The organism is Helcococcus kunzii ATCC 51366 (genome assembly GCF_000245755.1).
Taxonomy (GTDB): domain Bacteria; phylum Bacillota; class Clostridia; order Tissierellales; family Peptoniphilaceae; genus Helcococcus; species Helcococcus kunzii.
Genome location: NZ_JH601088.1, coordinates 173946 through 187783, shown reverse-complemented (window position 1 = coordinate 187783; position 13838 = coordinate 173946). Strand labels below are relative to the sequence as shown.

Sequence of the window (13838 nt, the reverse complement as noted above, 5' to 3'; positions counted from 1 at the left end):
TAAATTCATATCTTAGCCTTTTTTTATTTAATAACTAATACAGTATCTCTTGTGAATCCATGCATAAGTATATTAGTTTTGTTTTCATCTTCAACATATTCTACTTTAGCATTTTCCACATTTTTAGTTTCTAGATCAATGTAATATATATTTTTTGAATTATATTGTCCTTTAAGCCTTATTTTAATATTTGAAGGAATGTAAACATAAATCCTATCTTTAACTTTAATTACTCTAATTTCATCTGTATCATTCAACAAAATTGATTGATCTGGTTCACCATGAAATATTTTTTCTTTTTCTACAAATCTTCTTAAAAAAGAATAATCCCAAGCACCTTCAAATTTTAATGCATCTCTCCAATCATATGGTGTTTCAAAAGCTTCGCCTACACTTGAATCAAACTCAAGTTGTTCATTATGCCATGACCAAATCCCGTGCGCTCCATATGTTATACCTGCATTAGCTCCGCTAAATACACTTTGCCAAGCAACTCTTCTCACATCTTCTCTAGAAAATCTACCATAAACTCTTCTACTATATCCCATCAACTCATAACATGGTTCAGAATTAATAACAGGTCTTTTAGGTATTGTTGAATTAAATTTCTCAGCTAATGTATACGCCATGTATTGATATTCTATATTATGACCTGATTGATACATATAAAAATCTAGATTATTATTTAATCTTAAATCATCAGGAATTTTTGGTTCTCTCCCCCTAATATGCAATGCAGCTAGGGATTTCGGAGAAATTTCTTTTAATCGATTTAACGCTTTATTATAATATTCATTTATGACTTCAGATGATGGAAAATCAGTATCTCCACTTATAAAAAATATAGGTTCAAGTTCCCCAAATTTTTCAACAACAAAATCTATATATTCTTCCACAAGTTCTTTTGGAAATAGGCTTGTCTTTTTCAATTTAGTCGCCCAAGTATCAGGTAAATAATTAACCCAAAATAACACTAAAGCTACAGTAATACCTTTTTGCTTTGCGAATTTCACCATTTCATATACTCTATCAAAATACTTGTCGTTTACTTCGCTAAAATTATAAGTACCATCTTCATTAACGTCAAAAGGATGTAATCCTAAATCTGATGCACTAGCATCCCATTGTCTCAATAAATTTACCTGTATAACATTGAATCCTTGCTTTGCTCTATAGTTTATATAGTATTTCCAATCCTCTATTGTAGCATTTGTAAATGCACTCCAGCATGTATCAGCTAATATAAATTGCTCTTCACCATTTGAACAAAAAACCTTATTTTTAATGTTAAACATTTCATTCTCCTCACATAATATTTTCACTAAAATAACAATAATACGTTTTCTTTAGTTTAACATTATAAATTAAATTAATCAAATGTTTAGTTTTAGTTTAGTAAACTATTCCCGCGTTTTTCTTATATTATCGAATACCTACAACAATTCCTCTATCTCCCCATTTATCTCTTCCGGTTTTGTCTTTGGTGCAAATCTTGCAACGACTTCACCTTGTCTGGATATTAGGAATTTAGTGAAGTTCCATTTTATTCTCTCGCCTAAGATTCCGCCTTGTTGTGATTTTAGGTAGGTGTAAAGTGGATGTTCTTCTTTTCCATTCACCTTAATTTTTGCCATCATTGGGAATGTAACACCGTAGTTTAATTGACAGAATGATGCAATTTTTGAGTTTTCGGCTGGATCTTGCCCACCAAATTGATTGCATGGGAAGCCAATAATTGTAAATCCTTGGTCTTTGTATTTCTTGTATAGATTTTCTAGACCTTCAAATTGTGGGGTAAATCCGCATTTGCTGGCAGTGTTTACTATTAATACAACTTTATTTTTAAGTGAATTTAAATCAAATTCGTCTCCATTTATATCTTCTACTCTGAAATCATATATACTTGTCATTTTTCCTCCTCATTCTAATTCTATTTTTGCAATTGTATGAATGTTGTCTGTTGAAATGGCACATTCAAAAATATTGTTATTTTGTGAATAGTGGATTTTAGGTTGATCAACATATTTTAATTCTTTTTTATAGATTAAGTCTAAGTTTTTTATGGATTTATTTTCTAAATTGATTACATCTTCTATATATTGTAAATAGTTGGAATTATTGACATGCCCATTGACATCTATATCGGATTTTCGGATGTGAATATTTTGCACTTTTGAATAGTTTTCTAATGGTTTAACTTCGGATTTTGGCATTGCAAAACCTTCTGATTGACCATATTTTTCAATTAATTCTGGAAATATTCTTACAATCTTTCCTTCATCATTTACAAGTAGCCATTTACAGTCTGCTTCTAAAATTTTGACACCACTTTTATAAATGTAGAAATTTCTGTAAGCAAAGAATCTGTCAATTTTTCTGGAATATGTTTCTATTTCGATTTCGTCTTCACTTAATATCTTATCATAGATATTGATATACCATCTATATAGGATCCAGTGGTAGCCTTCAATGTCTCCCTCAACTTCAGCTGTATTTCTTGAAGATGCGTCTACTAAGAGTTTTAGAAGCCCGTCCGCTCTTAAATGTAAATTTTGATTGCATAGATAAAAAGGGATTTTGTATGTGTATTTACTCTTCATTTACCCTCCAAATTTTAATAAGTTTATTCAATTATTTGATATTATAATTATATGTAGAAATTATGTATTTGACTATATATTTATCATAAAATATAATGAATGTATATATTTAAACAATGGAGGGAAAGAATGGAATACAAAATTAAACATGACAGTGTATATGACGAGTTAGTCGAAAGAGGATACTTGGAACATTGCACATACGAAGAAGATTTGAAAAAGTTACTAAAAGAAGAGAAAGTTCCATTCTATATCGGATTTGACGCTACTGCAGATTCATTGACAATTGGCCATTTCATTCAAATAATGGTTATGATGAGAATGCAAGCCCACGGTCATATCCCAATTGCTTTACTTGGTGGCGGTACAACCATGATTGGAGATCCATCCGGTAGATCAGATATGAGAATGGTAATGACAAAAGAAAAAATTGATTATAACGCTCAAAGATTCTATGAACAATTCCAAAGATTTATCGATTTTTCTGATGGAAAAGCGATAATGGATAATAACGCTAATTGGTTATTAGATTTGAATTTCTTAAGCTTTATGAGAGAAATAGGTGTTCATTTTAATGTAAATGAGATGCTAAAAAAAGATGCATATAAGAATAGAATGGATAGAGGTTTAACATTCTTTGAATTTTCATATATGTTGATGCAGTCCTATGATTACCTAGTTTTACATAGAAAATATGGCGCAAAGATTCAAATGGGTGGTTCAGATCAATGGTCAAATATTTTAGGTGGTGCTGAACTTGTTAAAAAACACGAAAATGAACAAGTTTATGCGATGACATTTAAGTTATTGACTAAAGCAGACGGAGAAAAAATGGGTAAATCCATGAATGGTGCTATCTGGTTAGATGAAGAAAAAACTTCTCCTTATGAACTTTTCCAATACATGAGAAATTGCGATGATAGAGATGTTAAGAAATTCTTAATGCTATTAACTTTTGTACCAACTGAAGAGATTGAAGAACTAACAAAATATCAAGATGAAAGAATGAATCACGCTAAGGAAGTTTTAGCTTTTGAAATTGTGAAACTAATTCACGGTGAAGAAAAGGCTCAAAAAGCATTGGAAACATCAAGATCTCTATTTAATAAAGGGGCGGTCGATGAAAATATGCCTACAACAGAAATTGATGAAAATACATTTGAAGAAAATAAAGGTGTATTAAATATGTTAACATTCTTAGGTTTGACTAAATCAAATGGTGAAGCAAGAAGATTGATTCAACAAGGCGGGATTAGCTTAAACGAACAAAAATTAAAAGACTTCTCTTATGAATTAACAAAAGACGACTTTAAGAATGATTTAATCATTCAAAAGGGTAAAAAAGTATTTCATAGAGTCGTGTTAAAATAACACAATAAGGAGGCCCTATGTTTCTTAGAAACAGCACAATAGCTCCCGTATTTCAATATACTTTATATATTTTAATTATAATCGGCGTAATCATTGGTATTTATTATCTTATCTATATCGGTAACAAACATTTAGACGAAGATAAAAGAATCACCATCAATTGGAATAGATTACTGAAAATATTATTAACCATTCTATTATCAGTTGTCGTCATTTCTTTATATAAGAAGTATCCAATACTTGGAAGTACGACTTTCGCCGTCTTCTTAGCCATTATTCTAGCATTTTTACTAAATCCTATTGTAAATAAACTAGAATCAAAAGGCATTAAAAGGTCTTTAGGTACAATAATCGCATATATTGCAATAGTAGCTATATTTGCACTTTTAGGTATATCTATAGTGCCAACTTTGGTTGAAGAAAGTTCAAAATTTTTATCAAACTTACCAAGTTCGATAAATAACGTGATGGTTACAATTAATAATACGCTAGAAAATTGGAACATTAATGCTGATATGTTAAATACCATTCAACAAAATGTAAACAAGGCTCTAACAGATCTTACAGCCTATTTACCAGGTTTAACAACAAGCTTGTTAAATACTATTGCTGGAAGTTTTTCAACAATGGTCGTAATGGTGCTTATACCAATAATCACATTCTTCCTATTAACAGATAAAGATAAAATATTAAAAAAAGGATACAAGTTAATCCCAAAAAAATATAAAGCTGATGCCATATATCTATATAAAGAAATAAACTTTGGAATGTCAGAATTTGTTAGAAGTAGATTATTAATGGCAGTATTTATCGGGGCTGCGACATGGCTAATGTTAGAATTATTCGGTATACCATTCGCACTAGTTATAGGTATACTTACAATGATTTGTGATGTTATCCCATATATAGGACCTGTTTTGGCGACTGCTCCTGCACTTATTTTTGCCTTTATCAAATCACCAATTACGTTTCTATGGATTGGCTTTCTATCCATGTTATTGCAATGGATTGAACAAAATATAGTTGGTGCAAAATTGATGAGTGTATCTTCTGGTATACATGAAATTGTCGTTTTAATTTCAATCATAATCGGAGGTGGTACCTTTGGAGTTTGGGGAATGATCCTAGCCGTACCAATAGTTATCACCATCAATATTCTATATCAATTTGTAAAATTAAAAATAAATGGCATTCAACCAATATTTACAAAGGATAAAGAAAAAGAAGAAGCAATCGCAAGAAAGAAAGCAAAACAAGCAAGAAAAAATAAATAATTAATCTAAATTAACAAATGCTGTAGGAATTTTTAGCAATTTTCTACAGCATTTTTATTTATTTGACTTATAAAAACAATTTTATTATAATTAATGTTAGCCTTTAGTTTATAAACATAAAATGAAGACAAAATTATGGAGAGTTGTCCGAGTGGCTTATGGTGCATGATTGGAAATCATGTGTACGGTGTTTAGTCGTACCGAGGGTTCAAATCCCTCACTCTCCGCCAGCACTAGACGGGGTAGTAGCGGTGCCCTGTAACCTACAATCCGCTATAGTAGGGTTGAATTCCCAGATTGAGACTTATTGATAGCTGAGATGCGCTTAATAAGTGGTGTTGACGAATCGGTCTTATGCAATAGGAAGCTGTGAACCATGTCAGGTCCGGAAGGAAGCAGCATTAAGCAGTGCCTCCTATGTGCCGTAAGGTAGCCGTTTCTGAGCTAACTGTTTCGAAAGCAACAGCTAAAGATAAACCGATACTGGGTGTGCGTACATATTAAAAAGACAGTACTGTCTCCCTTTTTTAGTACTGTCTTTTTTGTTTTTAAATTTGTTTTCTATATTTATTGTTTAATATTTTTATCAAGCTAATAACTTTAGGTCTATTTAGTATCTCAACAAATAGTTTTTCTTTTTTTATTTGATCAATAATTGAATTAACTATCGTTTTAGAGCTCCTATACGAATTACTAGATAATATTAAATTATTGTTTAGCCAAGCTTCCACATCCATAAAACAATCTTCACCTTTTAAAACTGGTTCACTTTTTATTATATTTGATAAAACTTTTAGTAAATTAACAATATATTTTTCAGCTATATCACTCTTATCATGTATAATATAGCTTTTCGCAGCAATAATATAAAAGTTTATAATAACTCCTACATTCATATTTTCAATATTATATATTTTATTTAAAGATTCCATTTTATTAATTGATTTTTCCCATGATTCATTATTTAATTGAATCTTCATAATCAAAAGATTACTAAGCTCAATAATTTTTTTATACATAGATATATCTAATAATTGTTGAGACTTAGTTAATTCTCCTTTATTTAGATATGCAGAAATAGCTAAAATATCAGTAGACATTTCATCTTCTGTATCGCGTAGAATTTCTAATACTTCATCAAATCTTGAAAGGCTTAGCAAGCATGCAGACTTCATATATGCAGAGATATTTTTTAATGAATAGGTACTTGATTCTGTTAATACTCGATCAAATAAATCTAATATATATAATAAATATCGCCTAACTTTTTCTTTATTATCTACTAAGTCTAAATGATTGAATAAAAATATTGCAATCGAATTAATAAAAGAAAAACAAGAATAATATTGTTTAACCATTTTTTTGCTTTTATTAAAAATATCGTCATAGTTCTCTTTTGAAATTTCGTTTTTTAATTCACGTATTATTTTTCTTATTTGACTTTCTGAAAGCTGAGATTCGTAACCGATTAATTCATCAACAGTAATATTAAAAAAACTAGCCAAATTCGGCAACAACAATATATCTGGATGACTTTGACCATTCTCCCATTTTGAAACAGAAGCTTTTGTTACCATCATAAAATTTGCTAACTCTTCTTGTGTAATGTTTTTTTCTTTTCTTTTTCTAAGAATATTTTCAGATAATTTTATACTATACATTTTAACCCCATTCTCAAGAAAATTCCTTCCTATTAAAAATAATAACTGATAGAACTATTAATATTATACTAATCATTATCGTAAAAGTCATAGGAATAAGATAATTTTTAGAAGTTTCAACTCCTTTAATTAATTTATCTGGTTTAATCAGCAATGAAATTGGTAAATATTTTTTAACACCTTCTATAAAATTTAATATAAATTGTACACCTATTGAAGTTACTAATATAACTAAAGAAGATATTATATTAGAAGTAATTACATTAGCTAAAATTTCTATGGATAATATGAAAAATCCAAATATTAAAGGCATCATCCATGCATATACTAATCTTTTAAAACTATAACTGTTAGTAAAAAAATATCCGGTATAGATAAATGATATAAAAAAACATAACACATACGATAATATCCAAATAATAATACTAACAGAAATCTTTGATAATATAACTGCTTTTCTATCTAATCCTTTTGCAAGTAAATTAATTAAAGTACCATTTTGAAATTCATTGACAATTTGCGCACTAAATAACAATGCTAAACCAACCATTCCAATTTGATTAATATTTTTGAAAAATTGAATCCATGAATCAATTTCAACAGGATTAGTAACTTTAATTTCCATTCCCTCTGTTGAAATTGATTCAATAATTAATGGAGTTAATTTTGCAGTTAGAGGACTAATTAATCCTATAAAAGCAAATAAAATAAAGCTCACCAATATTTTATGCGTCCTTAAACTTTCTATAATTTCTTTTTTTATTAGTGATAAATATGCTCTCATCTTTTTATCACCTCCATAAAAATATCTTGTAAAGTGCTTTCTTTAACTTTCATTTCTATTGGAAAAAATCCACTTATACAAAGTTGCTCTAAAATTCTTTTTTCAATATTATGGTTAGAATCGTTTTTAATTATTATTTTATCATCGTTTATCTCGTAAATAATATTATTTAAGCATAATTTTTTACCAAATTCTTCTGATTGATTTTTTTCCTTAAATTTAATAACTATTTCATTTATTTTTTTAATACTTTTTAACTCTTCTATAGAACCTTCTAAGATATTTTTTCCTTCATCTAAAATTATTACACTATCACAAATACTTTCTACATCAGATAATATGTGAGTAGAAAAGATAACCGTGGTATTCTTTTTTATCTTATTTAATATATCCAAAATATCTTTTCTACCAACAGGATCTAAAGCTGATGTTGGCTCATCACAAATCAAAATTCGAGGTTTATTTATCAATGCCTGTGCTATTCCCAATCGCTGCTTCATACCTCTAGAAAAACCATTTATTCTTTTATCGTTATTCTCTAATCCAACTAATTTAAGTAATTCTTCAATTCTTCTAAAAGCATAATCTTTTTGTAATCCTGTAATATCTGCACATAACATTAAATATTCTTTTGATGTCATATATCCATAAAAATTTGGTACATCAGGTAGATAACCAATAAATCTATTAGTTTTTGAAAATCCATATTCTACTTTTTCTCCACAAACTTCAATAATTCCAGAATCGGGTTTTACAAAGCCTAAAATCATTTTCATTGTAGTTGTTTTTCCAGCACCATTTTTTCCAAGAAAGCCTAATATTTCATTTTCTGGAACTTCAAAACTTAAACCATTAATAACTTTTTCTTTTCCAAATGATTTATATAGGTTATCTATTCTTAAAACATTCATGACTATTCTTCCCTTGCAGTTGTTAAATAAAGTATTGGTCCAAAAATCATAATAAATACTACTACAAATATCCAAATAGTTTTATTCCCATATTTATAATTTTCCCTTTTTAGTACATCTCTTAAAGCAATAAACATTAATATAACTTCCAACAAAATAATTGGAAGAATTATAGGTAAATATTCTTTCAAAAATTCCATTTATAACCCCTCATATAATAATTTTTTTATAGAACTCTATATAATTAGTATAATGGTTAATTTAGTTAACTATCAAGAAACTTATATTATACTTTTAATTGCAAAGTCAACTAATGGTATATTTTTATTACAAAGGAATAAATTTCCTTTAATTTTCTATTGTCTTTTTAAAATTTCAGACTATATTAAATAAACCATTTTAAAAAAATATGGTCCGTAACATACCCTCGCCGAGTATTTACGTACCACAGAATTTCGAAATTTACTTAACTAGTTTATTAACCTATAATCACACCTTTGTTAAGATTTCATATTTTTCGCCTCGATCATTTAATAAAATATACAGGTTTGGTATTGTCTTTAATAAGGTTAAATTCAACATTTTTTTCATCATATATAGATAAGTTTATTTTTCTATAATCTAAATATTGAGAAGGATTGTATCCATTTAGCGTAAATTCGTATGTATACTTTGGATCCTTTTTGAATTTTATTTCCGCAGTATATCCACCTTGTTTACTATTTCTATATATTTTCTTCTCTAATATTTCTTCGTTAGTAATTCCTTCCTTATTTAAGTATGAGTTTATATTATTTTCAAATACCATCTTAGTAATAATTGTCAAATATAGAAAAACAGCTATAAATAAAATAGCTATAATATAAATATATTTTTTCATTTTTTTATTTTTCAACTTTTCCTCCAAATAAATTAATTAGTTTAATTTGGGAATATCATAAGTATATATACATTTTAGATTATAATCTAATAAAATTATAACTTTTCGTGAAAGTATTGTCAATACATTTTCATCATTAATAATGATTAAATATAATTAAATATTTAACTCTCCTAATCTTTTAAGCGTTCTGAAATTCAACTTTTCCTCCAAACTTTACATTCATTAATCTCCAATCCATACACCACTCTAGTTACTCCATTTTCCCTGCTTAATTTTATCCCACAATTGTCATTATTTAATATTTTAATTCGTTGGTCGACATTTGACATGCCTATTCCGCTAAGTTTTGTTTTGATGTTTTTGTCTTTAGCTTGTTGTGGTCCTATACCATTGTCTTCAACAATGATGAATAGAGTTTCATCTTCAAGGTAGGATTTAATGGTAATTTCGCCTTTTCCTTTTAATGGTTTAATACCATGATAGATGGCATTTTCTACTATCGGCTGTAATATAAGTTTTGGGACTTTTAGTTGTTCTGTGTCTTTTGAAATGTCAAACTTATATTCGAATTTATCGTCGTATCTGATTTTTTGAATTTCTAGATAATTTTTTACATGAGCGACTTCTTCTTCTAGTCGTACGAAGTCTTGATTTATACCAAGTGTTAGCCTTAGAATTTTTCCTAAAGATTTTGTCACTTCGATGGCTTTTTCATTTTCATTAAATTCTATTAACCACATGATTGTATCTAATGTGTTATAAATGAAATGTGGATTTATCTGACTTTGTAGAGCCTTTAGCTCAAATATTCTTTTTGCTTCTTCTTTTTCAGCAATGCTTAGTGTTAAATCCGATACCTTGGAAAGAAGTTGGTTAAATGCTGTAGTTAAGTCTTGTATTTCACTGGAGGATTTTTTATCAGATGGTAAAGGCGTTAGTTTGTGGTCCGTATTTTTTATGTTTTTAATAAGATTTCTTATGGGTTTAGTTATCCTATTTGAGATTAATAGTGAAATAAATATGCTTATTATTAAAACGATTATCGCCCAAAAGATTGTATTTGTAATGAGTACATTTTTTAAGCTGTTTATGCCCTCCATCGAGGTTACGCCTACGGCTATCCAATCTGTATTTGGAATGTTAAATGTTTCTCCTATAAAATCTCCTTCTAATGATTTCATTCTGGATTTTAAAAGCTCAATGTATTTCTTATTTTCTGATAGAGTATTTGTATCAAAAAGAAGTTTTTCCTGAGATGTCGCAATAAATCCATAACCATTGTCGCCAAAATTCATTTTTGTAATATAGTCTTCAATAAACTTATGTGATAAATCTATAATGATTATACCTTGGTGATTATTTGACGCATCCTTTATTTCACTTGTTATTGAAATGAGATTACCTTCTTGTTCAGAAGTTAATTTATGCTTTTCATTTGTAATGTATGGCATATTTTTATATTGAAGTGATTTTTGGTACCATTCTTCCTTATCTAATTGCTGTGATTGAGATAGATCTATTTTAGAAGAGGAGATTATTTTCCCCGTTTTTGACGCAATAATGATGTTTTCAATTAAATTGTCATTTTTCTGTATTATAGAAATGAAATTTTTTAGCGAAGTAAAATCATTATATTGTTTATCTGAAATCATCTTGATTTCATCATTCATAGAGATTAGATTTGCCAGCGATTTTATCTTATCTAAATAGGAGGAAATATAAATGCCGGCATTTTCTAACTCTTGTTTTGTCTGAATTCTCTTGCTTCTTATTAATAACTCAACCGAATTTTTGTATCCTGTATAAGAGATGAAGAAAACTATCATCATCGAGATTATAAAAAAGTATATACTAATTTTCATATTGAGCTTCTTAAACATCTTCTTCATCTACAATTCCTTGTCTGTATTGTTTTGGCGTTTTATTGAAATATTTCTTAAACCGGGTTATAAAATAGTTTACATCCTCTATACCTATTTCATCTGCGATTTCTTGATTTCTCATTTTTGTTGTAAGTAATAGAATTTTCGCTCTTTCCATTCTTACTTTATAAATGTAATCTTGAAATGTCATTGAATATTTTTCTTTGAATAAGACGCTCAGATAATTTGGATTGTAGCCTATATCCTTCGCCATTTTACTAAGACTTAACTCTTTATCAAATAAATTATTTTCAAGATAACTGCCAAAAATGTCTTCTTCTCCTGTATTTATCACATGTGGAATGTCTAAATTTTGAATTTTCTTTTTTTGAATTAATTTATCCACTGTCGTTTTTAAGACAAATTCGATGTCTTTTTTAGAAATAGGTTTTAGTATATAGTCATCAACCTTTGCTCTTATCGCCATTTGAGCATATTCGAAATAGTCATAACCAGTTAAAATGATTATATAGACATTGGGATTTTCTTTTTTTATTAAATCAGAGGCTGTCAAACCATCCATTTCAGGCATATTGATATCCATCAGTATAATGTCGATATCTTCATGCTTTGCTATATCTATAGCATCTCTTCCCGTTTCAGCTTCAAAAACATTTTTTATATTCAATTTTTCTAAATCTATAAGCGATTTAACACCTCTTCTCATCAAAGGTTCATCATCTACTAACAATAAATTAAACATTCTTCCTACTTTACTAAATATTCTAAATATCCATATCCTTCATCTTTCATATTTTCCAATGGGATGAATTTTATAGAAGCACTATTAATGCAATATCTAAGTCCACCCAATTCTTTTGGTCCATCTTCGAAAACATGACCAAGATGGGAATCCCCACTCCTGCTTCTTACTTCTGTTCTTTTCATATTATAACTTAAATCTTCATTGTATTTAATAACATCTTTAGAAATTGGCTTGCTAAATGATGGCCAACCACATCCAGAATCAAACTTATCTGCTGATGAAAATAGTGGTTCATCTGTTGCAACATCTACATAAATGCCTTTGTCGTGATTATCCCAAAATTCATTTGAAAATGCTGATTCTGTATTATTTTCCTGTGTTACCTTGTATTGAATATCTGTCAATTTTTCCTTTAACTCTTCCTTTGAAGGTTTAGGATATTTCGTTACATCAATGATGGGCTCATCTGACTTGATTAAATCAATATGGCAATATCCTCCCGGATTTTTCTTCAAATAGTCTTGATGATATTCTTCAGCTTTATAAAAATTATTTAGTTTTTCAACTTCCACAACAATTTTTTTATCATATTTCTTTTGTTCTTCTTTTAGTCTATTTTCGATAATTTTCTTATCATTTTCATCTATAAAATATACACCCGCTCTATATTGAGTGCCTCTGTCATTGCCCTGTTTATTTAAGCTTGTAGGATCAACAACTCTTAGATAGTAGTCTAATAAATTTTCCAAACTCACTTTTTCTGGATCATAATCTATTTTTACCGTTTCTGCATGACCAGTATTTTTATAGGAAACATCTTCATAACTAGGATTTTCTGTATTTCCATTTGCATATCCACTTATAGCATCGGCAACACCATAGATTTTTTCCATATACGCTTCTATTCCCCAAAAACAACCACCAGCTAAATAGATAGTTTTAAGTTTTGCTTTAGAATAGTCCACACCATCATTTGGATTTGTTACTTCTGAATGTCTCTCACTGATAATCTTATATATTTTTTCAGATATATTTTCACTTGAATTCATATTTTCATCCTCTTTTGTCACATTGCCATTATTTCTAGAGCAAGCTGTAAGTATGCCAACTAATACGAGAATAACCGCAATAACTTTTGTTTTCATAGCATCTCCTATCAATTAACTTCTTTCATAATACTTTCTACTAAATCCTTTTGTACATGTCCCGGAATAGTTTTTACAGTTTCTCCTTTTGCGTCAATCACAACACTTGTTGGCACTGATCTAATGCCATATTTATTGATAAAATCTCCAGTATTATCAAATAAAACTTTAATATTTTTATACTCTAATCCAGAAAACCACTTTTTAAATTCTTCCTTACTTTTTTCACCTAGATTATTAGGAGAAACAACAGAAATGACTTCAAAATCTTTATCTTCCATAGATAATTTGTTTAATTCATCTAGACCTGAAAGACATATTGGACACCAAGATGCCCAAAATTTCACATAAGTTTTTTTGCCATTTCCACCTAATTTGTATTCTTTACCTTCCATATCTTCTAAAACAACACTTGAGCTTGTTGCATCACTCATTTTTTCCTCTTTTTTTGTCTCTTTCATCTTTTTATCTTTCATCATATCTTTTTCTGACATAGTTTCTTTAATATTATTTGCATTACTACATCCAACTAATGCAAACAAAAGAACCATTCCCACTAAAAATAATTTTTTCATATCTCA

General features: G+C 28.6%; 14 protein-coding genes, 1 tRNA gene and 1 other RNA gene. 4 read left to right on the top strand and 12 right to left on the bottom strand.

The window, feature by feature from the left end:
- Positions 1-23: 23 nt before the first annotated feature.
- From HMPREF9709_RS00810 to HMPREF9709_RS00800, 3 genes are all read right to left on the bottom strand, one after another.
- Positions 24-1295 (bottom strand): glycoside hydrolase family 140 protein, encoded by a 1272-nt coding sequence (locus tag HMPREF9709_RS00810; protein WP_005397024.1) that lies wholly within the window; start codon positions 1293-1295, stop codon positions 24-26.
- A 138-nt stretch (positions 1296-1433) separates the two neighbouring features.
- Positions 1434-1910 (bottom strand): glutathione peroxidase, encoded by a 477-nt coding sequence (locus HMPREF9709_RS00805; RefSeq protein WP_005397022.1) that lies wholly within the window; start codon positions 1908-1910, stop codon positions 1434-1436.
- 9 nt (positions 1911-1919) lie between these two features.
- Positions 1920-2600 (bottom strand): acyl-[acyl-carrier-protein] thioesterase, encoded by a 681-nt coding sequence (locus tag HMPREF9709_RS00800; protein WP_005397020.1) that lies wholly within the window; start codon positions 2598-2600, stop codon positions 1920-1922.
- A gap of 129 nt (positions 2601-2729) precedes the next feature.
- Between HMPREF9709_RS00800 and tyrS the strand changes: the two genes are divergently transcribed.
- The 4 genes from tyrS (at position 2730) to ffs (ending at position 5739) form a co-directional block, all read left to right on the top strand.
- Positions 2730-3971: a tyrosine--tRNA ligase gene (gene tyrS, locus HMPREF9709_RS00795; protein ID WP_005397018.1), complete on the top strand. Its 1242-nt coding sequence runs from the start codon at positions 2730-2732 to the stop codon at positions 3969-3971.
- A gap of 17 nt (positions 3972-3988) precedes the next feature.
- Complete coding sequence (locus HMPREF9709_RS00790) at positions 3989-5245, top strand: AI-2E family transporter (protein ID WP_005397017.1); 1257 nt, start codon at positions 3989-3991, stop codon at positions 5243-5245.
- A gap of 137 nt (positions 5246-5382) precedes the next feature.
- Positions 5383-5475, top strand: a tRNA-Ser gene (locus HMPREF9709_RS00785).
- Positions 5474-5739, top strand: an RNA gene (ffs, locus tag HMPREF9709_RS09760) — signal recognition particle sRNA large type. Before HMPREF9709_RS00785 ends, ffs begins: the two co-directional genes overlap by 2 nt.
- A 54-nt stretch (positions 5740-5793) precedes the next feature.
- Here ffs and HMPREF9709_RS00780 read toward each other — a convergent pair.
- The 9 genes from HMPREF9709_RS00780 to HMPREF9709_RS00740 form a co-directional block, all read right to left on the bottom strand.
- Positions 5794-6906 carry a helix-turn-helix domain-containing protein gene (locus HMPREF9709_RS00780; protein ID WP_005397015.1) on the bottom strand — a complete coding sequence of 371 codons (1113 nt, stop codon included), beginning with the start codon at positions 6904-6906 and terminating at the stop codon, positions 5794-5796.
- Between the two features lie 13 nt (positions 6907-6919).
- The gene (locus HMPREF9709_RS00775; protein ID WP_005397013.1) at positions 6920-7690 is read right to left on the bottom strand and encodes an ABC-2 transporter permease; all 771 of its coding nucleotides are present in this window, start codon (positions 7688-7690) and stop codon (positions 6920-6922) included.
- Positions 7687-8601: an ABC transporter ATP-binding protein gene (locus HMPREF9709_RS00770; RefSeq protein ID WP_005397011.1), complete on the bottom strand. Its 915-nt coding sequence runs from the start codon at positions 8599-8601 to the stop codon at positions 7687-7689. The genes HMPREF9709_RS00775 and HMPREF9709_RS00770 overlap by 4 nt, the downstream gene beginning before the upstream one ends.
- 2 nt (positions 8602-8603) lie before the next feature.
- Positions 8604-8801: a PLDc N-terminal domain-containing protein gene (locus tag HMPREF9709_RS00765; protein WP_005397010.1), complete on the bottom strand. Its 198-nt coding sequence runs from the start codon at positions 8799-8801 to the stop codon at positions 8604-8606.
- 326 nt (positions 8802-9127) lie between these two features.
- Positions 9128-9496: a DUF3139 domain-containing protein gene (locus HMPREF9709_RS00760; RefSeq protein WP_005397007.1), complete on the bottom strand. Its 369-nt coding sequence runs from the start codon at positions 9494-9496 to the stop codon at positions 9128-9130.
- 182 nt (positions 9497-9678) lie between these two features.
- Positions 9679-11346, bottom strand: a complete 1668-nt coding sequence (locus tag HMPREF9709_RS00755) for a cache domain-containing sensor histidine kinase (RefSeq protein ID WP_211204491.1) — start codon at positions 11344-11346, stop codon at positions 9679-9681.
- 10 nt (positions 11347-11356) lie between these two features.
- Entirely contained in the window at positions 11357-12109 is a 753-nt protein-coding gene (locus HMPREF9709_RS00750; protein WP_005397004.1) for a response regulator transcription factor, read from the bottom strand.
- A 5-nt stretch (positions 12110-12114) separates the two neighbouring features.
- The gene (gene msrAB / locus HMPREF9709_RS00745; protein WP_005397002.1) at positions 12115-13257 is read right to left on the bottom strand and encodes a bifunctional peptide-methionine (S)-S-oxide reductase MsrA/peptide-methionine (R)-S-oxide reductase MsrB; all 1143 of its coding nucleotides are present in this window, start codon (positions 13255-13257) and stop codon (positions 12115-12117) included.
- An 11-nt stretch (positions 13258-13268) separates the two neighbouring features.
- Complete coding sequence (locus HMPREF9709_RS00740) at positions 13269-13832, bottom strand: redoxin family protein (protein WP_005397001.1); 564 nt, start codon at positions 13830-13832, stop codon at positions 13269-13271.
- Positions 13833-13838: the final 6 nt, after the last annotated feature.

Bases quoted from the DNA above. Each gene is read 5' to 3' on its own strand.
- HMPREF9709_RS00805 (WP_005397022.1), bottom strand. From the start codon at position 1,910: ATGACAAGTATATATGATTTCAGAGTAGAAGATATAAATGGAGACGAA.
- msrAB (WP_005397002.1), bottom strand. From the start codon at position 13,257: ATGAAAACAAAAGTTATTGCGGTTATTCTCGTATTAGTTGGCATACTT.
- HMPREF9709_RS00780 (WP_005397015.1), bottom strand. From the start codon at position 6,906: ATGTATAGTATAAAATTATCTGAAAATATTCTTAGAAAAAGAAAAGAA.
- HMPREF9709_RS00770 (WP_005397011.1), bottom strand. From the start codon at position 8,601: ATGAATGTTTTAAGAATAGATAACCTATATAAATCATTTGGAAAAGAA.
- HMPREF9709_RS00740 (WP_005397001.1), bottom strand. From the start codon at position 13,832: ATGAAAAAATTATTTTTAGTGGGAATGGTTCTTTTGTTTGCATTAGTT.
- HMPREF9709_RS00810 (WP_005397024.1), bottom strand. From the start codon at position 1,295: ATGTTTAACATTAAAAATAAGGTTTTTTGTTCAAATGGTGAAGAGCAA.
- HMPREF9709_RS00765 (WP_005397010.1), bottom strand. From the start codon at position 8,801: ATGGAATTTTTGAAAGAATATTTACCTATAATTCTTCCAATTATTTTG.
- HMPREF9709_RS00755 (WP_211204491.1), bottom strand. From the start codon at position 11,346: ATGAAAATTAGTATATACTTTTTTATAATCTCGATGATGATAGTTTTC.
- HMPREF9709_RS00750 (WP_005397004.1), bottom strand. From the start codon at position 12,109: ATGTTTAATTTATTGTTAGTAGATGATGAACCTTTGATGAGAAGAGGT.
- tyrS (WP_005397018.1), top strand. From the start codon at position 2,730: ATGGAATACAAAATTAAACATGACAGTGTATATGACGAGTTAGTCGAA.
- HMPREF9709_RS00790 (WP_005397017.1), top strand. From the start codon at position 3,989: ATGTTTCTTAGAAACAGCACAATAGCTCCCGTATTTCAATATACTTTA.
- HMPREF9709_RS00800 (WP_005397020.1), bottom strand. From the start codon at position 2,600: ATGAAGAGTAAATACACATACAAAATCCCTTTTTATCTATGCAATCAA.
- HMPREF9709_RS00775 (WP_005397013.1), bottom strand. From the start codon at position 7,690: ATGAGAGCATATTTATCACTAATAAAAAAAGAAATTATAGAAAGTTTA.